This window comes from Bradyrhizobium sp. UBA2491, assembly GCF_002341725.1.
Classification (GTDB): Bacteria; Pseudomonadota; Alphaproteobacteria; order Rhizobiales; family Xanthobacteraceae; genus Bradyrhizobium.
Genome location: NZ_DDOP01000066.1, coordinates 188864 through 213170 on the forward strand (window position 1 = coordinate 188864; position 24307 = coordinate 213170).

Consider the following 24307-nt stretch of genomic DNA (forward strand, 5'->3'; position numbering starts at 1 on the left):
CCTTAGGAGAACAGCAGCACCGTCCCCACGACCATCAGCAGCACGCCGACCATCATCACGACCGGCCAGCGGCTCGTCGGTTGCTGGTAGCGGCCTTGCGCCCGCCGTTGGGCGACCAGCGCGCTCTCATACTCGTCCGAGTCCGAGAACAGACAGGCGAAGCCGCTGCCTGCCGCAGCAGCGTCGGCTTCGAGCGACATCAGGACGGACTGCGGATTGCGGGTGCGGATCGACTCCATGCCCGAAAGCATGGGATCGAATGGTTAACCAGGCGTTACCTCGCTCATGCCTGGGCAGGTGACGCCTTGTGCCGCGCCGATGCGGGCAGGCCCGCGGTCTTGCGCCGCCAGTTCTCAAGCGACAGCGGCAATTCCGCCGCCGCCTCGACGCGGTTGCGGCCGCCGCGCTTGGCCTGGTAGAGCGCGGTGTCGGCCGAGGCCAGCAGCACCTCGAGCTCGGTCCCGGCCGGGCCGCCGGCCACGCCGATGCTGACCGTGGTATCGACCGGACCTTCCTCGCAGACGATATCGCTGTTCTCGAACGCCTCGCGCACGCGCTCGGCGACCAGCACGCCCTCCTCCAGCGGACACGGCAGCAGCGCGGCGAATTCCTCGCCGCCGATCCGGCCCGACAAGTCGCTGATCCTGAGATTGTTGACCACGACCGCGGAGAACAGTTTCAGGATCTCGTCGCCGGCGGGGTGGCCGAAACGGTCGTTGATCGACTTGAAGTGGTCGATGTCGAAAATCATCACCGTGACCGGCCGGCCGGCCGTGGCCTCGCGTTCGATCACCCGCGCGCACGCTTCGGAGAAGCCGCGGCGGTTGAGCATGCCGCTCAGCGGATCGATCGACGCCGCCGTCTTGTGCACGGCGACCGCGCGGTCCGACACCATCATGAAGATCACGAACACCGTGCCGATCGCATACAGCACGAGCTCGATCGAGAACAACGTGACCCAGAAGCTGGAGACGACAACATTCTGCCCGTTCAGGCGCAGCAGGTCGCCGACCAGGATCGGCAGCATCAGGACGCAGCCATGGGCGACCGGGATCACGATTGCGATCCAGCGCCGCTGCATCGCACGGCGGCGCTCGCTCCAGAGTTCTGAGGCAGTCAGCGCGGCATAGACCGCGACGATCCCGGCGCCGATCGTCAGGCGCGTCGCCGGATCCTCGAGCATCGTCACCGCGCCGATCCAGGCGATCGGGCCCAGCACGAGGCCCGGCAGGTTGGCCTTGCGGCCGTGGAAAATGCGCGAGGCATTCCACACCATGCCGCAGGCGGCGAAGCCGATTGCATTGAGACCGAGCAGGACGAAGGGATCGAGCGTCGAGCTGCCGACCGTCCAGAGCGCGACCGAGGCCGCACCGAGCAGATAAGCGGTGCCCCACCATTTCAGCGCGGGGATATTCTCCTGCCTGCCGAACAACCACAGCATGGCGCCGAGCATGCCCGCGACCATGGTGGCGAACAGATAGAGTGTCGACGGATCGAACGACATGGACTCACCCCAGCCCGGTGTGACGCAACGTTCGCAGGCGCGATTGATTGTGGTGATGCAGCGCCAGTGCGAGTTTGCAGGCTAGAGGCCCCGAGTTCCAATTTCGTTTGCACGCACACGCAAGTTTTCTTGAAAAACTGCGCTAATTCGCGGCGAAGCAGGCGCAGCAAAAAGGGCGCCTCGCGGCGCCCTTTGCAACTCGATGCTCGCGGCAATTGCCGCGAATTTTAGTACTCGAATTAGCGCTTCGAGAACTGGAAGGACTTGCGGGCCTTCGCCTTGCCGTACTTCTTGCGCTCGACGGTACGGCTGTCGCGGGTCAGGAAGCCGCCCTTCTTGAGGACGCTGCGCAGCTCCGGCTCGAAATTGGTCAGCGCCTTCGAGATGCCGTGACGGACAGCACCGGCCTGGCCGGACAGACCGCCGCCGGCGACCGTGCAGATCACGTCGTACTGGCCGTTGCGGGCGGCAGCGACCAGCGGCTGCTGGATCATCATGCGCAGCACCGGGCGGGCGAAGTAGACTTCGAACTCGCGGGTGTTGACCGAGATCTTGCCCGAGCCGGGCTTGACCCAGACGCGGGCGACCGCGTCCTTGCGCTTGCCGGTGGCGTAGGCGCGGTTGAACTTGTCGACCTTCTTGACGTACTTCGGCGCGTCGGGCGCGGCCGGCTTGACCTGCGAGAGCTGGTCGAGGGACTGCAACGTATCGGACATTATGCGGCCCTCGTGTTCTTGCGGTTCAGGGAAGCGATATCGACCTTCTCGGGGCTCTGCGCTTCATGCGGATGATCGGCACCCGGATAGACGCGCAGATTGCCCATCTGCATGCGGCCGAGCGGACCGCGCGGGATCATGCGCTCGATCGCCTTCTCGACGACGCGCTCGGGGAAGCGACCCTCGAGGATCTGCTTCGCGGTGCGCTCCTTGATACCGCCGATGAAGCCGGTGTGCTTGTAGTAGGTCTTCTGGTCGCGCTTGCGGCCGGTCAGCACCACATGCGCGGCATTGACGATGATGACATTGTCGCCGCAATCGACGTGCGGGGTGTAGGTCGGCAGGTGTTTGCCGCGCAGGCGCATCGCAACGAGGGTGGCGAGACGGCCGACGACCAGACCCTTGGCGTCGATCACGACCCACTTCTTCGTCACTTCGGCGGGCTTGGCCGAGAACGTGCTCATGTGTGAAATCCGTGAAAAAGAAATCGGCGCCGTGTGCGCCGAAACTGGGCGGCTTTCTAGAGAAGCCGCGGGCGTGCGTCAACGCCCAGATGCGCAAATTACTTCAGCAAAAACAATGAATTATAAATATGGTGCAATGATACCGTAGAAAAGCCTATTGATTTGGAATGGAATAGGTCGCCGTGACATGGGCGATCGGATCGGGTGAGGTGCCGGACAGCAGGTTCACCTCGCCAACCGCCAGCCGCTTGCCGAGCTTGAGCAGCTTGGCAACCGCGAGAACGTCCTGCCCCGGCTGGCCCTTGCGCAGGAAGTTGATGTTGAGGTTGGTGGTGACCGCAAGACCGATCGGCCCGATCGCCGACAGCAGCACCACATACATCGCGAAATCCGCCAGCCCCATCAGCGTCGGCCCTGACACCGTGCCGCCAGGGCGCAGCATGCGCTCGCTGAAGCGCTGGCGCAGCAGGGCCGTCTCGCCGTCGGCACTTTCGATCCTGATATCGTCGTAGGTGAAGGCCTGCGGAAATTCCTTGCGCAGGAACTCCTCCAGATCAGCTACGCTCATTTTCGCAATCGCCATGCCGTCCCTGCCCTCGCTTCAGTCAGCCTGTTACATTAAATTGTCACAGACACGATAGTGGAATCTCGCCATGACCGCCCAAGCCGCCCGCGCAGAAGCGCCACGACACCAGCCGATCCTGCTGCGCGAGACCGTCGGCAGTATCGCGGTACTGACGCTCAATCGTCCCGCCGCGCGCAACAGCCTGTCCGAGGGCATGATCGGCGAACTGCACGCCGCGCTGAACGACATCGGCGACGACACGAGCATCCGCGCCGTCGTGATTGCGGCGAACGGCTCGGCCTTTTCTGCGGGCCACGACATGAAGGAGCTCACCGCGCACCGCGGCGACGCTGATCGCGGCCGGGCCTATTTTGCGCAGATCATGAACGCATGCAGCGCGATGATGCAGGCGATCGTACACCTGCCGAAGCCGGTGGTCGCGTCCGTCCAAGGCATTGCCACCGCGGCCGGTTGTCAACTCGTCGCCAGCTGTGATCTGGCAATCGCCTCCGAGGCGGCGGCGTTTGCGACGCCGGGCGTCGACATCGGGCTGTTCTGCTCGACGCCGATGGTGGCGCTGTCGCGCAACGTGCCGCGCAAGCAGGCGATGGAGATGCTGCTCACCGGCGAGCCGATTTCGGCCGCAACTGCAAAAGAGATCGGCCTCGTCAACCGCGTGGTGCCCGCTGGCACCGAGCGCGACGCCGCGATCGCGCTGGCCGAGAGGGTCGCGCTGAAATCGGCCTACACGGTCAAGCTCGGCAAGGAGGCGTTCTATCGTCAGGCCGAGATGAGCCTTGCTGACGCCTATCGCTTCGCGGCCGAAGTGATGACCGAGAACATGATGGCGCGCGACGCCGAGGAAGGCATCGGCGCCTTCATCGAGAAGCGCGAGCCGAAATGGCAGGACAAGTAGCATTCCGATGAATCACGACGCCTACGACGACAACTACATCCGCAGCATCCTCAACAACGTCAAATCGATCGCGATGGTCGGCGCCTCGCCGGTCAACGTGCGGCCGAGCTACTTCGCCTTCAAATATCTGGCGCAGCGCGGCTACGACATGATCCCGGTCAATCCCGGCCATGTCGGCAAGACGCTGATGGGCAAGCCGTTCGTCGCCTCGCTTGCGGACATCGATCGGCCGATCGACATGATCGACATCTTCCGCAATTCCAGCCACATCATGCCCGTGGTCGAAGAGGCGCTGAAATTGTCGCCGCTGCCGAAGGTGATCTGGATGCAACTCGGCGCACGCGACGATGCCGCCGCCGAGAAGGCCGAGTCCGCCGGCCTCAAGGTGGTGATGAACCGCTGCCCGAAGATCGAATATGGCCGGCTGTCATCGGAGATCTCCTGGATGGGCGTCAACTCGCGCACGCTGAGTTCAAAGCGAGCGCCAATTCCGACCCAGGGCATGCGGCTGTCGCTCAACCGCACCAGTTTTGGCGGCGGCCAGACCGCGGCATCCGACCGCGCCGCGAAGAACAAGACCGAGACGACCTGACGTCCAAGCGGAATAATCCTGCCGCTCGCGCGGTACGGCATAGAATGCCATTCCAGGGACGGCGGCGTGCCCAACTCGCTTGACGGCGGGCGCGGCCACCATCAGCATGCCGCGCATTTCGACCAGGCCACAACAGGACACCAAGAATGACCGATCGCCTCCCGGGATTTTCCACCCTCGCCGTGCACGCCGGCGCGCAGCCTGATCCCACCACCGGCGCGCGGGCGACGCCGATCTACCAGACCACGTCATTCGTCTTCAACGACGCCGATCATGCCGCCTCGCTGTTCGGCCTGCAGGCCTTCGGCAACATCTACACCCGCATCGGCAACCCGACCAACGCGGTGCTCGAGGAGCGCGTTGCCGCGCTTGAAGGCGGCACCGCTGCGCTTGCGGTCGCCTCCGGCCACGCCGCGCAACTCGTCGTGCTACAGCAACTGCTGAAGCCCGGCGACGAGATCATTGCGGCACGCAAGCTCTATGGCGGCTCGATCAATCAATTCACCCACGCCTTCAAGGCATTCGGCTGGAACGTGGCCTGGGCCGACCCCGACGAGATCGAAAGCTTCGAGCGCGCGGTGACGCCGCACACCAAGGCGATCTTCATCGAGTCGATCGCCAACCCCGCGGGCAGCATCACCGATATCGAGGCGATCGCCGCCGTCGCGCGCAAGGCCGGCGTGCCGCTGATCGTCGACAACACGCTGGCCTCGCCCTACCTGATCAAGCCGATCGACCACGGCGCCGACATCGTCGTGCACTCCTTGACCAAGTTCCTCGGCGGTCACGGCAACTCGCTCGGCGGCATCATCGTCGATGCCGGCACCTTCGACTGGTCGAAGGACAACAAGTACCCGATGCTGAGTGAGCCGCGCCCGGAATATCACGGCATCCGGATCCAGGAGACGTTCGGCAATTTCGCCTTCGCGATCGCTTGCCGCGTGCTCGGCCTGCGCGACCTCGGTCCGGCACTGTCGCCGTTCAACGCCTTCATGATCCTGACCGGCATCGAGACGCTGCCGCTGCGCATGCAGAAGCACTGCGACAACGCCAAGGCGGTGGCGGAATTCCTCTCCACCCACCCGGCCGTGTCGGCGGTGAACTATGCCGGCCTGCCCGGCGACAGGTACAACGCGCTGCAACGCAAATACGCGCCGAAGGGCGCCGGCGCGGTGTTCACCTTCAGCCTCAAGGGCGGCTATGACGCGGGCGTCAATCTGGTGTCGAACCTGAAGCTGTTCTCGCATCTCGCCAATGTCGGCGACACCCGCTCGCTGGTGATCCACCCGGCCTCCACCACCCACAGCCAGCTCGATGACGCCGCCAAGGTGAAGTCCGGCGCGGCACCGGAGGTGGTGCGGCTCTCGATCGGCATCGAGGACAAGGAAGACCTGATCGCGGACCTCGACCAGGCCCTGCGCTCCTGATCCCGGAGCGGTTCCGGAGCGGTGCCCGCATCACTCCGGATACTCCCGGCGGCCCCCTCGATTAACGCTTAATGCCGACGGGCCTCTCGTTAACGTTCAATCCGGCTTAAAGTGGCAGTGATAGGCTCCGGATGATTCGGGAGACCATTGATGCTGCGCTGGATATTGCCGCTTGCGATCGCGCTATCTGCGATTCCGCCCGCTGAGGCTGCCGACAGCCTCGTTCCCCCGAAAAGCGCCACCGTGAAGGCCGCGCGCCAGCTGCCGCCCGGCCTGCCGCGCCGGCCCTACACCTACCGCACCACCATCACAGGGCCGACCTATGTGCGGCGCGGCCGCCAGCTCGTGGTCGTCGAGCCCAAGGTGATCCCGCTCAATTCGGAGCCGTATATCCCGGTCGTGCGCGGCGAGCCGCTGCTGCCCGGATCGTCATCGCTGCCGGGCTATTACGGCAATTCGCGCTCCTACAGCTATCTCGGCCCGTATTATGGCGGCGCCTATGTCGACTACTGGGACCGCCTGCCCTACGCCTGCGGCGTCTACGGCTACTGCTAGCGCGGAACGATCGCGTGGCCAGATCGCCGCAAAAATCCAAAGCACCGGCTTCGGGAAACGCCGTCACCGCCGACCTCGTCGCGGTGCTGGTCGCCGTCACCGACGGCACGCCTGACATCATGACCATCGCCGGCGGCTCGGCGCTGCCGAGCGGCCCGTTCGAGTTTACCCACCGCTCACTGCAAACCGCGTTGCGGGCCTGGGTCGAGGCGCAGACCGGCCACCCGCTCGGCTATGTCGAACAGCTCTACACCTTTGCCGACCGCGGCCGGTCCGGCGACGCCAAGGGCCCGCACAGCGTCTCGATCAGCTATCTCGGCCTGACCCGCGAGGACCGGGTCGGCGAAGGTTTCGAGGCGCACTGGTCCGGCTGGTACGACTACTTCCCCTGGGAGGATCATCGCGACGGCGCACCGGCGTTCATCGCCAAGACGATCGCCCCGAAACTGAAGGCATGGGCGAAGGAAGCCTCCTCACCGACATTGCAGCGCGAGCGCTGGCAGCGCTGCGCCATCACCTTCGGTCTCGACGAGCGCGACTGGAATGAAGAACTGGTATTGCAGCGCTACGAGCTGCTCTGGGAGGCGTCGCTGATCCCGGAAGCCGATCGCGCGCGCGGCCGCGAGGCAACAGTCGTTCCGGGAAAGCCGATGACGGCGGATCATCGCCGCATTCTCGCGACCGGAATCGCGCGGCTGCGCGCCAAGATCAAATACCGTCCGGTGGTATTCGAGTTGATGCCGGCCGAATTCACCCTGCTGCAATTGCAACGCAGTGTTGAGGCACTCGCAGGCCGGCTGGTCCACAAACAGAACTTCCGCCGGCTGATCGAGCAGCAGGAACTCGTTGAAGAAACTGGCGCAATGGCCGCCGATACCGTCGGGCGGCCGGCCAAGCTGTTCCGCTTCCGCCATGCCGTTCTGGCCGAACGGGCCGTCGCCGGCACCAAGCTCCCGCTTTCTCGTACTTGACACGCCTTATGCTCAGGATAAGTATAAGCCATCTTATGCTCATGGAGAGTATAAATGGCTCTGCTCGATACCGACCTTCTTACCCGTACCGCACCGCTCTATGAGCGTGTCAAACGCGTCATCTCGCCATTCGAATGGGCGACCTTCGCCGAGGACGTCGATGCGATCCTCGCGCTGAAACGCCGCCGCAACGCGGTGGTGCTGGCGCACAACTACCAGACCCCGGAGATCTTCCACGGCGTCGCCGATATCGTCGGCGACAGCCTCCTGCTCGCGCGCGAAGCGACTAAGGTCGACGCCGACGTCATCGTGCTCGCGGGCGTGCACTTCATGGCCGAAACCGCGAAGTTGCTCAATCCGGCCAAGACCGTGCTGATCCCCGACCTCAAGGCCGGCTGCTCGCTGGCGGATTCCATCACGGCCGAGGACGTGCGGCTGATGCGCGCGCGCTATCCGGACGCGCCCGTCGTCGCCTATGTCAACACATCGACCGCGGTGAAGGCGGAGTCCGACATCTGCTGCACATCGGGCAATGCGCTGAAGATCGTCGAATCGCTCGACACCGAGCGCGTCATCATGCTGCCCGATGAATATCTGGCGCAGAACATCGCCAAGCAGACCAGCAAGAAGATCATCGCCTGGAAGGGCCATTGCGAGGTGCACGAGTTGTTCACCGCCGATGACGTGCGCCAGCTGCGCGAGAACCATCCTGATGTCACCGTCCTGGCGCATCCGGAATGCCCGCCCGATGTCGTCGCGGAAGCGGACTTTTCAGGCTCGACGGCCGCGATGCAGACATTCGTCGAGACCAAGCGCCCGCCCCGCGTCGTGCTGCTGACGGAATGCTCGATGAGCGACAACATCGCGGCACGCAATCCGGATGTCGACTTCGTCCGCCCCTGCAATCTCTGCCCGCACATGAAGCGGATCACGCTGAAGAACATCCGCCACGCGCTGGAGACCAATCAGCACGAAGTCACGATCGACCCCGAAATCGCCGATCGTGCGCGCAAGAGCGTCGAAAGGATGCTGGCAATATGAGTACCGATCTCTCTGATCTGAACGGCCGCCCGGTCATCATCGGCGGCGGCGCGGCGGGGCTGATGACAGCGCTTCAGCTCGCGCCCGAGCCCGTCGTGCTGGTGTCGAAATCACCGCTCGGCGCGGAAGCCTCCAGCATGTGGGCACAGGGCGGCCTCGCCGCACCGGTCGGCGCGGATGACACGCCTGCCCTGCATCTCGCCGACACGCTCGCGGCTGGTGCCGGCCTTTGCGACGCGGCGGCAGCATCCCGGATCGTTCATGCTGCGCCTGCCGCCGTCGAGCATCTGGCCGAACTCGGCGTCGCCTTCGACCGTCGTGCCGACGGCAGCTGGCGCCTCGGGCTCGAGGCCGCGCACGGCCGCAACCGTATCGTACACGCCACGGGCGACGGCACCGGCCGCGAGATCATGCGCGCCCTGATCGCCGCCGTCCGTCAGACGCCGTCAATCACGTTGCTGGAAGGCGTCGAGGCGCGTCGCCTGATCGTCGATGACAATGCGGTCAGGGGCGTGCTTGTGGCCGGTCAGCGCGGACCGCTGACGATCGCGACCAACCGCGTGGTGATCGCGACTGGCGGCATCGGCGGATTGTTCGCCGACAGCACCAATCCCGGTGGATGTTTCGGCCAGGGCCTCGCGCTCGCGGCACATGCCGGCGCAACCTTGTCGGACATCGAATTCGTCCAGTTTCATCCGACCGCCTTCGACGGGCCGTCGCGGCCGATGCCGCTGCTCACCGAAGCGATCCGCGGCGACGGCGCCGTGCTGATCGACGAGACCGGACAGCGCTTCATGATCGATCAGCCAGGCGCCGAGCTTGCGCCGCGCGACATCGTCGCGCGCGCGGTCTGGCGCCACCGCGCCGCGGGACACCGCACCTTCCTCGACGCGCGCAAGAATCCCGGCGCGGATTTCGCGCAGCGCTATCCGGTGATCAGCGCCTTCTGCAAGATGGCAGGCATCGACCCCGCCCGTGATCCGATCCCGATCCGTCCCGCGGTCCACTATCACATGGGTGGCATCGCGGTTGACGGTTTTGGCCGCAGCTCGGTGCAGGGCCTGTGGGCCTGCGGCGAAGCCGCGCGCACCGGCCTGCACGGCGCCAACCGGCTCGCCAGCAACTCGCTGATGGAGGCGGTTGTCTGCGCGCGCTGGGTTGCCGAGAGCGTCGAAAGCATAAGCGCCGGTCCGCGGGCGATGCTGCGCGACGATGCCATGCCGCCAGCCACCGATCCCTCCGTGGTGCGGCCGATCCTCACCCAGGGGCTCGGCGTGCTGCGCGACCATGACGGGATCGCGCGTGCGATCCGGAGCCTCTATCCGTTCGCATCCGGCCAGAGTGCGGCGTCCGGCGCAGCGTTGGTCGGCCTGATGATCGCGGTTGCCGCGATCAGGCGCGAGGAAAGCCGCGGCGGTCATTTCCGCACCGATTTCCCGCACACCGCCTTGTCGGCAGCACCGTCTTCCCTCACCCGTGCCGAGGCGCTCGCCGCCGCGCGCAACATCGTCGAAACCAGGATCTCAGCAAGGAGTGCCCGCCCATGACCACCCTCAATCCCCTGTTGCCGCTGCTCTATGAACCGATCGTGCAAGCCGCCTTGCGCGAGGATCTCGGCCGCGCCGGCGATATCACGGCGGACGCGATCGTACCGGCCGGCCAGCAGGCCCGGCTGGTGATGCGGGCACGGCAGCCTGGCGTGATCGCGGGCCTCGACGTCGCACGCACCGTGTTCCAGATGGTTTCGCCATCGATCGAGTTGCGCGCCGAGCGGCCCGACGGCAGCGCGGTCGAACCCGACGAAGTCATCGCGATCATCGACGGCCCGGCGCGCGGCCTGCTCACCGCGGAGCGGACCGCACTCAACTTCCTCTGCCATCTGAGCGGCGTCGCGACCGCGACCGCCACGCTCGTCAAAGCCGTCACGGGCACGCGCGCGCAAATCGTCGACATCCGCAAGACCACGCCGGGGCTGCGGGCGCTGGAGAAGTATGCGGTGCGCGCCGGCGGCGGCGGCAATCACCGTTTCGGGCTCGACGATGCGATGCTGATCAAGGACAACCACATCGCGCTCGCCGGCGGCATCCGCACCGCGATCGAGCGCGCCAAGGCCAATGCCGGGCATATGGTCAAGATCGAGGTCGAGGTCGACACGCTGTCGCAGCTCGAGGAGGCGCTCGCGCTCGACGTCGACGCGGTGCTGCTCGACAACATGACGACCGAGCAGCTCGCGCGCGCGGTGGAGATGGCCCGCGGCAAGGCGATCACCGAAGCCTCCGGCCGCATCACGGCGGCGACCGCCGCGGCGATCGCCGCCACCGGCGTCGACCTGATCTCGGCTGGCTGGATCACCCACAGCTCGGCCGCACTCGATATCGGGCTCGACTATCTCACCTGACCGATCAAAGGGACTGGCCGACCGCAACCAAGGTCGGCTGGTCCCTCTCGGTGCGGCGCGCTGCGAAGCGCTCGGCCTGCAATACCGCAAGGGTCAGCACGACGATCGCGACCGCCTGGTGGGTCAGCGCGAGATCAATCGGCACCTGATGCAGCAGCGTCAGGATGCCGAGCGTCGCCTGCAACGTGATCGCCGCGACCAGCCACCACGCGCCGGCGATCACGCCGCCGCCAGCGCGCGACCGCACGGCATCGATCGCATGCGCGATCGCCAGGGCGAACAGCAGATATGCGGTCATGCGATGCTCGAACTGCACCGTCAGCGTGTTGTCGAACAGATTGCGCCACCACGGCGTCTCGAACCACAGCCGGTCGGCCGACGGGATCAGGCCGCCGTCGATCTCGGGCCAGGTGTTATAGACCCTGCCGGCGCGCAGGCCGGCGACCAGCGCGCCGAAATAGAGCTGCACGAAGGTGATCACGAGCAGCATCGCGCTCGTGATCTTCAGCCTGGCGGGCGCGATCACGGACGGGCGGTCCGAAAGCCGGCGCAGCGTCCAGACGATCGCCGCGAAGATCAGCAGCGCCAGCACCAGATGCGTCGCCAGCCGATACTGCGACACCTCGACGCGTTCCGAGAGGCCGGAGGCCACCATCCACCAGCCGACGCCGCCTTGCAGCGCGCCGAGGCCGAAGATCACCCATAGCCGCCGGCCGAGTTCACCGCTCACCGTGCCGCGCCACAGGAAATACAGGAACGGCAGCAGATAGGCGGCGCCGATCACCCGGCCGAGCAGCCGGTGGCTCCACTCCCACCAGAAGATCGTCTTGAACTGCTCGAGCGTCATCCCGGCATTGAGCTCGCGATATTGCGGAATCTTCTGGTAGCCCTCGAAGGCCTTGGTCCATTGCGCCTCGGTCAGCGGCGGCAGCGCACCGGTCACCGGCTTCCATTCGACGATCGACAGCCCGGACTCGGTCAGCCGCGTGGCGCCGCCGACCAGCACCATCAGCGCAATCAGGGCAGCGACCACCAATAGCCATACCTTTACGGCGCGGAGCTGCGATGTTCTTGCGGAAATACCGGCCATTTCGCCCTGACTTGATTGGATTTTCGGGCCCCTTATAGTCCGCCGCGCCCCCGGCGCAAGCGCCGCCGACAACGCTCTGGATCACGAGTTGCACATATCCGCCATGGCCATACGCACCCGCAAACTGCTCGGAACCATCTTCCTGCTCATCCTGGTGGTGGTGTGGTCGCTGCTTGGCATGACGGTCGCGCAGACGCCATGGCTCGCCAATTCCGGGCTGCTGCAGGCGATCTTCTACGTCGTCGCGGGTCTCGGCTGGGTGCTGCCGGCGATGCCGATCGTGTCCTGGATGTTGCGCCCCGATCGCGCTTAAGGCATGGCTGCTGATCATCGCGACCGGCGCGCGACGTAGAGACTGGTCGTCATGTTCCGGACAACCCGTCCGCCGAACTCATCGCGGGCGATGCGGCCGATCTCGGCCAGGACATTGTCGCGATCAGGGTGCGCCGTGATGTTCGAATAGGTCGAGTATAACGCCACCGTCTGCTCGGCATCGAGAACGAGTGGCCATCGGCTGACGTTGTAGTCGATCATGTCGAAGGCGCCGGCAGTCCGCAGCGCAGCCAGGCGCGCCGCGCTGTCGAGGGCAAAAGGTATGCCTCCTTCGCCCTGTGAAGGGCTTATCGGGCCATGCGCCAATCGACTGGTCGCCTCGTGGAAGGGATCGGGCCGGCTGTCGTCGCCGAACACGTTCCAGACCGCGGACCACCAGCCGCCCGGGCGAAGCAGACGCGTGATCCTGGCTAGCGCAGTCTCCTCATCGAGCCAGTGAAACGAGGTGGCGCTGACGCCGAGGTCGAAGGCGCCCTCGTCCAGCTGCGCATCCTCGAACGGAGCGACCACGACCCGCAACGGCTTGCCCACATTGGTCTTGCGCAGGAAATCAGCCAGCCGCGGGTCCGGCTCGATGGCGGTCAGTGGATCAGCGCCGCGTTCAAGCAGGCGGCGGGTCGCCTTGCCGGTTCCTGCGCCGATCTCGAACGTCGCGGTCTTTTCCCCCAGTCCGCATCGCGAGCAGAGCGTATCGAACACCCAGTCCGGATAGTCGGGCCGCGCCGCATCATAGCCTTCGGGATCCGCGCCGAACGCTTGCCGGCCGAACTGCCGTTCTAGTTTAGGCGGTGGTGTCATGCGCGCTCCGCGTCGGCCGAACCGGCGCGAACATCACGCCTGAGAGCAGCACCCGCATCATCCGTAGCGACCGCACGCGGCCGTCCCATGCGATGCGCGGCAATGCATGGAGGTTGGTGCCGCCCTGCGCTTCGACCACGCCGGAGATGGTCGACACCGCGCTGACAATGCCCGTTTCCTCGGCCATCACCACGTGTGAGCGACGGAACGCGTCGCGGTCCCCGAAGGGATACGCGAAATGTCTGACCTCGCGTCGAAGCGCGCTTTCGGCCACGGCTCTTCCCATCGCCATCTCACGCTGCGCGTCGGCATCCCTGAGATTGGACAGCACGAAATAATCTACCGTGGCGCTGCCGAACGTCACGTTCGGATCCGCCGCGAGCTGCACCAGATCAGCCCATTCCAGCGACGCGACGCGAGACAGTTGCGCGGCATCGGCTGCATAGCGTGTGCCGAGATCGTTCACCGCATAAGTGAGCTCCGGCTGCGGCAGCTTGCGCAGCCAGCCGGACAGGAAATCGAACAGCTCGTATTTGTCCGACAGACTGGAGATCGCGAAATGCCGCTCGCGACCCTCGATCATCATGCTGATGCGGTCTTCGCGCGCGATGATGTCCTCGAGCGCCAGCCACCAGGCTAAGCCCACGCCGTCCGGGAAGGCCGTCGGCAGGTAGAGTGTGAAGGGGACGCCGTGCCTCGCGAGCACCGGATAGGCATGCGTGACGATATCCTTGCTGGCGCCGTCGAAGGTCAGGCAGGCAAAGCGCCGACGCTCCGGCAAGGTTACTGCGCGGCGGCAGGCCTCGTCGATCCCAACGATGTCGTAGCGCCAGCGCTTCAGCGCGCGGATCGTGCGATCCAGGAATTCCGGCGTGATCTCCTGCGACCTGAGCGGCTGAAAGCGCGTCCGTTGCGGCGGACGCACGCGCGCGAAGCGCAGGATCGCCCCGGCGCCCCCCGCCTCACCCTCCCGCAGCCTGAAGGCGCCGCTGAAATACGCGAACTCCGCCTTGGCCCGTCGCCAAATCCCGTTGTCCGGCACCTAGATCCCGCCCTCGTGCGGCGGTTCCCACACGCCGCCAAGCATCCCGCCAGGCCATTGTTATTACTCTTTGTTGACATTTCCCTGCGAAGGTCGACCGCAGTCAAGAACTGTAAATTAATACCTTAAGTTATTTTGGGTTCCGAGATGATCATGGCGGCGGCAGTTGAGGGCCAAACGGCCGGGACGCGAACGTGGCCGAACGCAGTCCGCGTTGCCGGCGTCGACATCTTTCATGATCTCGCCGCAGCCGAGGCGACCTGGCGCGGTTTCGAGACCGCGCAACACAGCTTCACCCCCTATCAGCGCTTCGATTTCCTTGCGAGTTGGCAGCGTCAGGTCGGCGAGCGCGAGGGCGTGCGGCCGCTCATCGTGGCGGCCCATGACAGCGAACGCCGGCCGCTGTTGCTGTTGCCGCTCGCCGTCGAATCCCGCCTCGGCGCCAATTGCGCGAGCTTCATGGGAGGCAAGCATGCGACCTTCAACATGGCGCTGTGCGACAAGGATTTCGCCGCCAACGCGACCGAAGCCGACATCGCGGCCCTGACCCGCTCGATCGCCGAGCGCTCGCGCGTCGACGCGCTGGTGCTGTGCCAGCAGCCGCTGCGCTGGCAGGACCTGCCCAATCCGCTCGCCCTGCTGCCGCACCAGCCTTCGGTCAACGACTGCCCGCTGCTGGTGATCGAGCCCGACGCGGCCCCCGCGGCGCTGATCAGCAATTCGTTCCGCCGCCGCCTCAAGGGCAAGGAGCGCAAGCTGCAACCGCTGTCCGGCTACCGCTATCACGTCGCGCGCGAGAGCGCCGACGTCTGCCGCCTGCTCGACTGGTTCTTCCGCGTCAAGCCGCAGCGCATGGCCGAGCAGAAGCTGCCCAATGTGTTCGCCGAGCCGGGAGTCGAGCAGTTCATCCGCAGCGCCTGCCTCGCGCCGCGCGCCGACGGCAAGGGCTATGCGATCGACATCCACGCGCTGGAGTGCGACGAGGAAGTGATCGCGATCTTCGCCGGCGTCTCCGACGGTCATCGCTTCTCGATGATGTTCAACACCTACACGATGTCGGCCAATTCCAAATACAGCCCGGGCCTGATCCTGATGCGCGACATCATCGATCATCATGCCGGCCAGGACTACCGCGCCTTCGATCTCGGCATCGGCTCGGACGAGTACAAGCGGCTGTTCTGCAAGGACGATGAGGTGATCGTCGACAGCTTCATTCCGCTCAGCCTGCGCGGCAAGGCGGCGGCCGGTGCACTGTCGGCCATCAGTCGCGCCAAGCGCGCCGTGAAGCACAATCCCGCGTTGCTCGAGATTGCCCAGAACCTGCGCGCCATGTTCCGCTGAGACCGGCTGCGGGCGACGCTACGCCGTTTCGCTTTCGGCGGCCGGCCGGCTGCTCGTCACGCCGAACCGCATCATCGCATCGAACACCAGCTTCGCGGCCGGCGACAATGCGCGCTTGCGCAGCTTGATCAGCCCGTAGCTCTCGAGCATCAGCTGATCGCGGATGCGGAGCATCTTGAAGCGCTGCGGATCGAGCAGGTCGACAATCAGCAACGGTACCGGCACGATCGCATCGATCCCCGCCGCAATCCCGATCGAGGCGGAGAAGGACTCGGTGTTGATCATGCGTTGCGGCGGCGCGATGCCCCGGCTGTAGAACAGCCGCTCGAGCGCCTGGCGCATGAAGGATTCCCGCGGCTGCGAAATCCATTGCAGGTCGACCGTGTCCTCCAGATTGACGTTCTCGAGATTCGCCAACGGATGCTCGGCGCGAACCAGCAGGCCGGCCTGCTCGGCCCCGATCTCGTGATAGTCAAACTGCGCGGGATCGACGCCGACCGGAATTCGCGCGACGACGAAATCGAGTTCGAGCGCGAGAAGGCGCGTGATCAACGGCGGACTGGTGCTGACATCGAGTGAAATGTTCACCCGGTGCAACTTCTCGCCGAGATACTGCATGACGTCGACGACAAGATCGATGCTGGGCTTTGCGACCGTTCCGACCGAAACCGTTCCAAGCTCACCGGACCTGTAGCCGGCGAATTCATTGGTGACCCGGTCGAGGTCCGCGAGCACGCTCCTGCCGCCACGGATCAGGATGGTGCCATAGGCCGTCGGCTCGACGCCGCGCGCCGTCCGTTCGAACAGCGGAACCCGCGCCACGGCTTCGATCTCGGCCAGCATCTTCGAGGCCGCCGACTGGGTGATGTTCAGGCGCTCGGCTGCCAGTTGCAGCTTGCGCTCGCTGTCGAGGGCGACCAGCAGACGCAACTGGCGCAATTTCAGATTATTGATCACGGCCGACCATCACCTGGGTTCCCGCGCTCATACCGCGCTGCATCATGACAGTTTCGCCGTGGCTCCATTCCCAAATGCCATTAGTCACGCGGCCGTTCATTACACAACAATGAGTGCAAGACTTGCAAGCAGGCTTGCAAGGGCAAGCGACGGACCGTTGCGGGTTTACCAGATGCCACCCCGGATGGCGCGATAACCGTCAGCAAAATCGAAAAACCAGGAAGGATGGGAACGATGAGCGACGATGTCGAGAAGCGCGCGATCGGAAAGATGATGCGGCGGCTGATTCCGTTCCTCATCCTGTGTTACTTCGTCGCCTATCTCGATCGCGTCAATGTCGGCTTCGCCAAGCTGCACATGAACACGGCGCTCGGCCTCAGCGAGGCCGCCTATGGGCTCGGCGCCGGGCTGTTCTTCGTCGGCTACTTCTTCTTCGAAGTGCCCTCCAACATCCTGCTGGAACGGTTCGGCGCGCGGCGCTGGATCGCCCGCATCATGATCAGTTGGGGCATCGTCTCGGCCGCGTTCGCCTTCATCCCGCAGATGTCGGCGGCAACCGGCTTCTCGAGCGAATGGATCTTCTACTTCCTGCGCCTGCTGCTCGGCGCCTGCGAGGCCGGTTTCTTCCCCGGCATCATCTTCTATCTGACGCTCTGGTTCCCGACGATCTACCGCGCCCGCGTCATCAGCCTGTTCATGCTCGCAATCCCGATCTCGAGCATCATCGGGGCGCCGATCTCGGGCCTGCTGCTTAATCTGTCCGGCGCCGGACTGACCGGATGGCAATGGCTGTTCATCTGCGAGGCGCTGCCGTCGGTGCTGGTCGGATTTGCGGTCCTGGTCTTCCTGCCGGACTTCCCGCGCCAGGCGACCTGGCTCGAGCCCGACGAGATCAAGTGGGTTCAGAACACCCTCGAGTTCGAGCGGGAGCGAAAGGAATCCGTTGAGCACATCTCGGTGCTGCAATCACTGACCGACTCGCGGGTGCTCGCCTGCGCGCTGGTGTATTTCTGCCTGAACGCGGCAAGCTACGGCGTTGCCTTCTTCCTGCCGACCATCATCAAGGCGTTCGGCGTCACCGACACCCAGACCGGCCTGATCGCGGCCCTGCCCTTCGTATTCGGCGCGATCGGCATGGTGCTACTCGGTCGCCATTCCGACAAGACCGGCGAACGGCGCTACCATGTTGCAGGCGCGCTGGTGCTCGCCGCCGTCGGCATCGGCCTTGCCGGCCTCGTGTCGAGCCCGGTGCTGATCGTCGGCCTGCTGTGCATCGCGCAGATCGGTGTCTCGGCGGTGCCGCCGATGTTCTGGCCGATGCCGGCCAGCATCCTGACCGGTGCTTCGGCGGCGGCCGGCATTGCCGCGATCAACTCGCTCGGCAATCTCTCCGGCTTCGCCGGTCCGTTCGCGATGGGCTATCTGAAGGACCTGACCGGTGGTTTCACCGCGGGGCTGCTGCTGCTCGCCGTCGTCGGACTGATCGGCGCGCTGGTGACGATCAAACTGCGGATCGATCCGGTGCTCGAGCGATCGATGCGCCAGCCGATGCTGGCGCACTGAGGCATGATCCGGAAAACTGTGAAGCGGCTTTCCGAAGAGATACGGCTTGAGAGAGCAACTCAGGCGGCCACGACCCGCGGGCCCGGCGCGGCCATTTCAGACGGCGCGCAGGGCTTGCTCAGCATCGTCACCTCGGAGAAGCCGACGGCCCTGAGCTGATCGACCATCTGATGGCGCGCGTCCTGCGCCATGGCGGCATCCGGCACGACGACGGCCTGCGCCTTCGTGGTCAGCAGTTCGGCCGGCAGGTCGACGGCCGAGCCGGCGTCGAGCAGCACGTGGTCATAGACCCGCAGCAGCGCGTCGATCGCAAGGACCAGCCGCGGCGATTGCAGGTGGGAGCGATCGAAGCCCGGACGCCCGGCGCTGACGATCTGAACCCGCGACTGCCGGTCCTTGGTGATGATCTGCGCGAACGTCGCCTCGCCCTGCATCAATTCGGCAAGGCCCGGCGCTGCCGGATCAACCGTGGCCGAGGTCAGCACCGGCGAGGACGCGACCAGATCGACCACCACGACCTTGGCCTGCCGCGCCATCAGACGCGCCAGCGTCAGCGTGGTCAGCGTCACGCTCTCGGCCGCAGCCGGACCGAGCACCGTGACCTTGTGGGCGGCGGGACCCGCTGCGACGAGGCGCTCGGCGAGCACATCGATCTCGTCGACGGTCCGGGCCAGCACGGGCTCCGGCTTGTTCATGACTGGCTCAGGCGCGAACGCCGGCTCCAGCGGCAATTCGGGCTCCGGCGGCAGTGCCGACGCGACCGATGATGCGAACTCGGGTTCAGGCGGCAGTGTCGGCGCCAGCGCCGGCGCCTCCACGGTTGCGGCCTCCATGACCGGCTCGCGGCGCCTGATCACGGCAGTCGCCGGCGCGAAGGCACGGCCCACCGCGCCGGGCGCCGAGATGCGCAACAGTTCGCCGGTGATGATGATGCCGGCTGACAGCAGCAGCGTTGCGAGCGTCGCGATCAGCACGATCGGCAGCTTCTTCGGATAGGCCGGCGTGTTCGACACCGTGGCGCGCGAGATGATGCGGCCATCGGTCGGCGCGGCTTCGATGTTCTCACGCGCGGTCGCTTCGCGGTACTTCGCAAGATAGGCTTCGAGCAGGTCACGCTGCGCCTTGGCCTCTCGCTCCAGCCCGCGCAGTTGCACGTCCTGGCTGTTGCTCGACGAGGCCTGCTTCTTCGACTGGTCGAGGCTCGCCTGCAGTGCCTGGACGCGACCATCGGCGACCCTTGCATCATTGTCGAGCGAGCGCGAGATCTTGCCGGCCTCTTCGCGCAATTGCCGGTCGAGGTCGGCGATCTGCGCCTTCAATTCCTTGATGCGCGGATGGTTGTCGAGCAGCGTCGACGACTGCTCGGCGAGCTGCGCACGCAACGTGCCGCGCTGCTCGGCCATGCGGCGGATCAGCTCGGAGTTGAGCACTTCCGAAGCCTCGATCGGCTTGCCGCTCTGAAGCATCTCGCGGATCAGCCGCGCCTTGGTCTCGGCGTCGGCTTTCAGCGCACGAGCGTTGTTGAGCTGCGTATTCAACTCACCCATTTGCTGGTTCGACAACGGAATGTTGTTGGTGCCGACGAACAGGCTCGACTTCGAGCGGAATTCCTCGACCCGCGAATCGGCGTCCGCGACCTTTGTACGCAGCTTGTCGATCTCGCCGAGCAGCCAGGTGCTGGCGGACTTGGCCTGGTCCTGCCGCGCGGCCTGCTGCAAAACCAGATAGCCGTCGGCGATCGAGTTGGCGACACGCGCGGCGAGCTCGGGATCTTGCGACTGGAATTCCACCACGATGACGCGCGACTTGTCGACGGCATAGGCCTGGAAGCGCTCGTAATAGGCATCGAGCACGCGTTCTTCCGGCGTCAGGCTGAACGGGTCGCGGCCGATGCCGAACAGCGCCAGCAGCGATTTCAGCGGCGAGAAGCCGCGCAGCACCGGATCGAACTCCGGACGCTCGGCGAGCTTGTTCTTCTTGATGATGTCGCGCGCGAGATCACGGGACATCACCAGTTGCACCTGGCTGGTGACAGCCTCGGCATCGAGCGAGGTGCGCTCGAGGTCGCGCTCGCCGTTCGGGCGAAGGAAGGCGTTCTCGCGATTATCGATCAGGATTCGCGCTTCGGACTTGTAGCGCGGCGTCACGACGTTGACGGCGGCAAGCGACAACGCGAACACGAGCACGGTCGGCACGATGATCCAGCCGCGCTTGCGCGCCAGCGCGCGGCCGAGCACGTGCAAGTCGAGATCGGCCGCCTCGGATGCGCGCGCCGGCCGGTCAGGCATCGATGTCGGCAATGCCGGCTGCACAACAGCCGGGTCGGCAGCGGGCGCGGACTTCGGCAGCGCCCGCTGCACGACAGCCTTTTCCTTGCCTCGACGCCAGAATTCAAAACGCATAACGAACTCCCGCGGACGCCGCGATTCCACCTCAATGCGGGCGATTACAGTCCATTAAGGTTGCTGCCGGGTTAATCGGCCCGGTTGACGGATAGCGCCGCAACCACCTGACCCTCATCCTTTATTAACCATGAGTGCCGTTAATCGGAGCCGATATTGTCTCGGGATTCCTGACATGCGCGACCTGCGCGCTCCCATTGTTTGTCTGATTGCTGCGCTCGCGCTGTCGGGCTGCATGGGCCGGACCTCGCCGGTCGCCGGCGACCCAGGCCCCGACTCGTTTAGCCAGCCCTTTGCCGCGCCGGTGGCCTATGCCGAGCCGGCGCCGCCGCGCGAGGCCTACAATCTCGGCCCCGGCGACAAGCTCCGCGTCGTGGTCTATGGCCAGGAAGGCCTGACCAACTCCTATGCGATCGACGCCGCCGGCACGATCACCTTGCCACTGATCGGTTCGGTGCCGGCACGCGGCCGTACCCCGGCCGGGCTCGCCGCCGAGATCTCAGCACGCCTACGAAAAGGCTTCATCCGCGAGCCTTCGGTTGCCGTCGAGATCGAATCCTACCGTCCCTTCTTCATCCTTGGCGAAGTGCAGGCTCCCGGCCAGTATCCCTACGTGCCCAACATGACGGTCGAGAGCGCCGTGGCGATCGCCGGCGGCTTCTCGCCGCGCGCCAGGCGCGATGCCGTCACGGTCACCCACACCGACGCGTCGGGCGCAGGCCGCTTCGTCGCGCCGCTCGGCACGCCGATCGGGCCCGGTGACACCGTATTCGTCGGCGAGCGCTGGTTCTGATCGATGGCGCAGGATCAAAATCAGGACCAGCCTCTGCGCATCCTGCATGTCGTCCGCGCCCCGGTCGGCGGCATCATTCGTCACATCCTCGATGTCGCCAACGGCCAGATCGAACGCGGCCATCATGTCGGCATCGTCGCTGACAGCCTGACCGGCGGTGCGCGCGCCGATGCGGTGCTGGCCGAGATCGAGCCGCGCCTGAAGCTCGGCGTCCGCCGCGTGGCGATCCGCCGCGAGCCGCGCTTCGCCGACTTCGCGGTCTGGGCTCAGATCGCCGGCCTGATCCGGCAACTGAAACCCGACGTCGTGCACGGCCATGGCGCCAAGGCCGGCGCCTATGTCCGGCTGCGCCGGCGGTCGAACAAGGTGATCCGGGTCTACACCCCGCATGGCGGCTCGCTGCACTATCCGCTCGACACTCTGAAGGGGCGCTTCTATAGCCAGCTCGAGCGCACGCTGATGAACAGCACCGACCTGTTCCTGTTCGAGAGCGCGTTCGCGCGCGACACCTATCAGCGCACCGTGGGCAAGCCTGCGGGCCTCGTGCGCTGCGTCTTCAACGGCGTCACGTCGGAGGAATTCGAGCCGATCACCAGGGCGGACGATGCCACCGACGTGGTTTATGTCGGCGAGTTCCGGCGCATCAAGGGCGCCGACCTCCTGATCGATGCGGTTGCGAGGCTGCGGGCCGACGGCAAACCTGTGACGTTGACGCTCGGCGGCGACGGCGAGGAATTCGAGCGGCTCAAGGAACAGGTGAAGCGGCTTTCGCTCGGCGAGGCCGTGCGCTTCATCGGCCACGTCAAGGCACGCTACGGCTTCTCCAAGGGCAGCCTGCTGGTCGTTCCCTCGCGCGGCGATTCGATGCCTTACGTGGTGATCGAGGCGGCTGCTGCCGGCGTTCCGATGATCGCCGCCAATGTCGGCGGCATCCCGGAAATCTTCGACACCCACACCGACGCCCTGTTCGCGCCCAGCAATGTCGCCGCCATGGCCGACGCGATCAAGACAGCGCTCGACAACCCCGCCGCGACCGCGGCGCGCGCAGCGAGATTGCGCGAGCGGATATCCGAACATTTCTCACAGAGCGCGATGGTCGAGGGCGTGCTGGCGGGCTATCGCGACGCGTTTGCCAAACGTTAACCATTCCTTGCTCTCGTAACCGTTTCTTCTGATTTGTTCCCTTAAGTCACGTCCAGGGGAATTTCACTGCTGCGCGCGGATGCCCATCTGCAAGCGCAGGAATGGACGTGGAAACGTGGAACCGTTTAACGCACGCTCGATGCTGGATGCCGCTGCGTCTGCAACGGCCGCCCAGCCGCAGGTCGAACGGCGCCGGCGCCTGTCGCCCGCCGCACTCGCCGTCGCCAACCAGAAGGTTCGCAGCGCCTATTCGCCGGTCGTGATCGCCGGCGTGGTCCGCCTGGCCGATTTCGTGCTGCTCAGCCTCGTCGGCGTCGGACTTTACTTTGCCTATGTCCACCCGCTCACCGGCATCCACTGGGGATACATCGTCTCGATCCTCGGCATGTCGGCCGCGGCCGTGGTCTGCTTCCAGGCGGCCGACATCTACCAGGTGCAGGTGTTCCGCGGCCAGCTCCGCCAGATGACGCGGATGATCTCGTCCTGGACATTCGTGTTCCTGCTGTTCATCGGCGCTTCCTTCCTGGCCAAACTCGGCGGCGAGGTGTCGCGCGTCTGGCTGTCGTCGTTCTTCTGCGTCGGCCTCGCCGTCCTCATCATCGAGCGGCTGCTGCTGCGATCGATGGTGCGCGCCTGGGCGCATGACGGCCGGCTCGACCGCCGCACCATCATCGTCGGCGCCGACCAGAACGGCGAGCAGCTCATCGAGGCATTGAACGCCGAGGATGATTCCGACATCCACGTACTCGGCGTGTTCGACGACCGCAATGACAGCCGCGCCATGGACACCTGCGCCGGCTCGCCGAAGCTCGGCAAGGTCGACGACATCATCGAGTTTGCCCGCCGCACCCGCATCGACCTCGTGCTGTTCGCGCTGCCGATCTCGGCGGAGACCCGCATCCTGGAAATGCTGAAGAAGCTCTGGGTGCTGCCGGTCGACATCCGGTTGTCGGCGCATACCAACAAGCTGCGCTTCCGCCCCCGCTCCTACTCCTATATCGGCAGCGTCCCGACCCTCGACGTCTTCGAGGCGCCGATCACCGACTGGGACCTGGTGTTGAAATGGCTGTTCGACCGCGTGGTCGGCGGCCTGGCGCTGATCGCCGCGCTGCCGGTGATGGGCCTGGTGGCGCTCGCGGTGAAACTCGACAGCCCGGGCCCGGTGCTGTTTCGGCAGAAGCGCTTCGGCTTCAACAATGAGCGGATCGACGTCTACAAGTTTCGCTCGCTGTATCACCATCAAGCCGATCCCACGGCCGCCAAGGTCGTGACCAAGAACGATCCGCGCGTCACCCGCGTCGGCCGCTTCATCCGCAAGACCTCGCTCGACGAGTTGCCGCAGTTGCTCAATGTCGTACTGAAGGGCAACCTGTCCCTCGTCGGTCCGCGTCCGCACGCCGTGCAGAGCAAGCTGCAAAATCAGCTGTTCGACGAGGCGGTCGACGGCTATTTCGCGCGCCACCGCGTCAAGCCCGGCATCACCGGCTGGGCGCAGATCAACGGCTGGCGCGGCGAGGTCGACACCGACGAGAAGATCCAGAAGCGCGTCGAATACGATCTGTACTACATCGAGAATTGGTCGGTGCTGTTCGACTTCTACATTCTGCTCAAGACGCCGTTCTCGCTGCTGACCAAGAACGAGAACGCGTACTGAGATTCGAGACTGACTGCCTTCAGTGCGAGCGTAGCGAGGCAA

At 65.4% G+C, this 24307-nt stretch carries 24 protein-coding genes; 14 read left to right on the plus strand and 10 right to left on the minus strand.

The features are described 5' to 3' along the window. Positions 1-2 precede the first annotated feature (2 nt). From B2W55_RS22675 to B2W55_RS22695, 5 genes are all read right to left on the minus strand, one after another. Entirely contained in the window at positions 3-239 is a 237-nt protein-coding gene (locus tag B2W55_RS22675; protein ID WP_024583426.1) for a hypothetical protein, read from the minus strand. A 44-nt stretch (positions 240-283) separates the two neighbouring features. Further along, the gene (locus tag B2W55_RS22680) at positions 284-1504 is read right to left on the minus strand and encodes a GGDEF domain-containing protein (protein ID WP_024583425.1); all 1221 of its coding nucleotides are present in this window, start codon (positions 1502-1504) and stop codon (positions 284-286) included. A gap of 239 nt (positions 1505-1743) precedes the next feature. Further along, positions 1744-2220, minus strand: coding sequence for a 30S ribosomal protein S9 (gene rpsI / locus B2W55_RS22685; protein WP_024583424.1), 477 nt, complete (start codon positions 2218-2220; stop codon positions 1744-1746). Then, complete coding sequence (gene rplM / locus B2W55_RS22690) at positions 2220-2684, minus strand: 50S ribosomal protein L13 (protein ID WP_016840522.1); 465 nt, start codon at positions 2682-2684, stop codon at positions 2220-2222. The genes rpsI and rplM overlap by 1 nt, the downstream gene beginning before the upstream one ends. Before the next feature lie 154 nt (positions 2685-2838). Further along, positions 2839-3267 carry a PaaI family thioesterase gene (locus tag B2W55_RS22695; RefSeq protein ID WP_024583423.1) on the minus strand — a complete coding sequence of 143 codons (429 nt, stop codon included), beginning with the start codon at positions 3265-3267 and terminating at the stop codon, positions 2839-2841. 70 nt (positions 3268-3337) lie between these two features. On the opposite strand from B2W55_RS22695, the gene B2W55_RS22700 reads away from it, so the two are divergent. From B2W55_RS22700 to nadC, 8 genes are all read left to right on the plus strand, one after another. Beyond that, entirely contained in the window at positions 3338-4165 is an 828-nt protein-coding gene (locus B2W55_RS22700; protein WP_024583422.1) for an enoyl-CoA hydratase, read from the plus strand. 7 nt (positions 4166-4172) lie between these two features. After that, positions 4173-4757: a CoA-binding protein gene (locus tag B2W55_RS22705; protein WP_024583421.1), complete on the plus strand. Its 585-nt coding sequence runs from the start codon at positions 4173-4175 to the stop codon at positions 4755-4757. A gap of 146 nt (positions 4758-4903) precedes the next feature. Beyond that, entirely contained in the window at positions 4904-6184 is a 1281-nt protein-coding gene (locus B2W55_RS22710; RefSeq protein ID WP_024583420.1) for an O-acetylhomoserine aminocarboxypropyltransferase, read from the plus strand. 150 nt (positions 6185-6334) lie between these two features. After that, the gene (locus B2W55_RS22715; protein WP_024583419.1) at positions 6335-6739 is read left to right on the plus strand and encodes a hypothetical protein; all 405 of its coding nucleotides are present in this window, start codon (positions 6335-6337) and stop codon (positions 6737-6739) included. Positions 6740-6753: 14 nt separating this feature from the next. Next, the gene (locus B2W55_RS22720) at positions 6754-7710 is read left to right on the plus strand and encodes an NUDIX hydrolase (RefSeq protein WP_024583418.1); all 957 of its coding nucleotides are present in this window, start codon (positions 6754-6756) and stop codon (positions 7708-7710) included. 54 nt (positions 7711-7764) lie between these two features. Then, a complete protein-coding gene (gene nadA / locus B2W55_RS22725; RefSeq protein WP_024583417.1) occupies positions 7765-8751 on the plus strand; it encodes a quinolinate synthase NadA in 987 nt (328 codons plus the stop codon). Next, positions 8748-10298 (plus strand): L-aspartate oxidase, encoded by a 1551-nt coding sequence (locus B2W55_RS22730; protein WP_024583416.1) that lies wholly within the window; start codon positions 8748-8750, stop codon positions 10296-10298. The genes nadA and B2W55_RS22730 overlap by 4 nt, the downstream gene beginning before the upstream one ends. Then, complete coding sequence (gene nadC, locus B2W55_RS22735; protein WP_024583415.1) at positions 10295-11149, plus strand: carboxylating nicotinate-nucleotide diphosphorylase; 855 nt, start codon at positions 10295-10297, stop codon at positions 11147-11149. Before B2W55_RS22730 ends, nadC begins: the two co-directional genes overlap by 4 nt. Positions 11150-11153: 4 nt before the next feature. Here nadC and B2W55_RS22740 read toward each other — a convergent pair whose 3' ends face one another. After that, positions 11154-12239: a COX15/CtaA family protein gene (locus B2W55_RS22740; protein ID WP_024583414.1), complete on the minus strand. Its 1086-nt coding sequence runs from the start codon at positions 12237-12239 to the stop codon at positions 11154-11156. 103 nt (positions 12240-12342) lie between these two features. Here B2W55_RS22740 and B2W55_RS22745 point away from each other — a divergent pair, with 103 nt between their 5' ends. Continuing rightward, entirely contained in the window at positions 12343-12552 is a 210-nt protein-coding gene (locus B2W55_RS22745) for a DUF2842 domain-containing protein (RefSeq protein WP_024583413.1), read from the plus strand. A 14-nt stretch (positions 12553-12566) separates the two neighbouring features. Here B2W55_RS22745 and B2W55_RS22750 read toward each other — a convergent pair whose 3' ends face one another. Together B2W55_RS22750 and B2W55_RS22755 are read right to left on the minus strand one after the other, a co-directional pair. Further along, positions 12567-13370, minus strand: a complete 804-nt coding sequence (locus B2W55_RS22750; RefSeq protein WP_024583412.1) for a class I SAM-dependent methyltransferase — start codon at positions 13368-13370, stop codon at positions 12567-12569. Beyond that, a complete protein-coding gene (locus tag B2W55_RS22755) occupies positions 13354-14412 on the minus strand; it encodes a polysaccharide deacetylase family protein (protein WP_024583411.1) in 1059 nt (352 codons plus the stop codon). Before B2W55_RS22755 ends, B2W55_RS22750 begins: the two co-directional genes overlap by 17 nt. 147 nt (positions 14413-14559) lie before the next feature. Here B2W55_RS22755 and B2W55_RS22760 point away from each other — a divergent pair, with 147 nt between their 5' ends. Continuing rightward, positions 14560-15753 (plus strand): GNAT family N-acetyltransferase, encoded by a 1194-nt coding sequence (locus tag B2W55_RS22760; RefSeq protein WP_024583410.1) that lies wholly within the window; start codon positions 14560-14562, stop codon positions 15751-15753. An 18-nt stretch (positions 15754-15771) separates the two neighbouring features. Here B2W55_RS22760 and B2W55_RS22765 read toward each other — a convergent pair whose 3' ends face one another. Next, positions 15772-16710 carry a LysR family transcriptional regulator gene (locus tag B2W55_RS22765; RefSeq protein ID WP_024583409.1) on the minus strand — a complete coding sequence of 313 codons (939 nt, stop codon included), beginning with the start codon at positions 16708-16710 and terminating at the stop codon, positions 15772-15774. A gap of 225 nt (positions 16711-16935) precedes the next feature. Between B2W55_RS22765 and B2W55_RS22770 the strand changes: the two genes are divergently transcribed. Further along, positions 16936-18273 (plus strand): MFS transporter, encoded by a 1338-nt coding sequence (locus B2W55_RS22770; protein WP_024583408.1) that lies wholly within the window; start codon positions 16936-16938, stop codon positions 18271-18273. Between the two features lie 59 nt (positions 18274-18332). Here the strand turns inward: B2W55_RS22770 and B2W55_RS22775 are convergent, their stop codons facing one another. Further along, positions 18333-20675, minus strand: coding sequence for a GumC family protein (locus B2W55_RS22775; RefSeq protein WP_024583407.1), 2343 nt, complete (start codon positions 20673-20675; stop codon positions 18333-18335). Between the two features lie 175 nt (positions 20676-20850). On the opposite strand from B2W55_RS22775, the gene B2W55_RS22780 reads away from it, so the two are divergent. The 3 genes from B2W55_RS22780 (at position 20851) to B2W55_RS22790 (ending at position 24265) form a co-directional block, all read left to right on the plus strand. After that, positions 20851-21468 (plus strand): polysaccharide biosynthesis/export family protein, encoded by a 618-nt coding sequence (locus B2W55_RS22780; RefSeq protein WP_024583406.1) that lies wholly within the window; start codon positions 20851-20853, stop codon positions 21466-21468. 3 nt (positions 21469-21471) lie between these two features. Continuing rightward, positions 21472-22611 carry a glycosyltransferase family 4 protein gene (locus tag B2W55_RS22785; protein ID WP_024583405.1) on the plus strand — a complete coding sequence of 380 codons (1140 nt, stop codon included), beginning with the start codon at positions 21472-21474 and terminating at the stop codon, positions 22609-22611. 115 nt (positions 22612-22726) lie between these two features. Then, the gene (locus tag B2W55_RS22790; RefSeq protein ID WP_024583404.1) at positions 22727-24265 is read left to right on the plus strand and encodes an undecaprenyl-phosphate glucose phosphotransferase; all 1539 of its coding nucleotides are present in this window, start codon (positions 22727-22729) and stop codon (positions 24263-24265) included. The last annotated feature ends 42 nt before the right edge of the window (positions 24266-24307 follow it).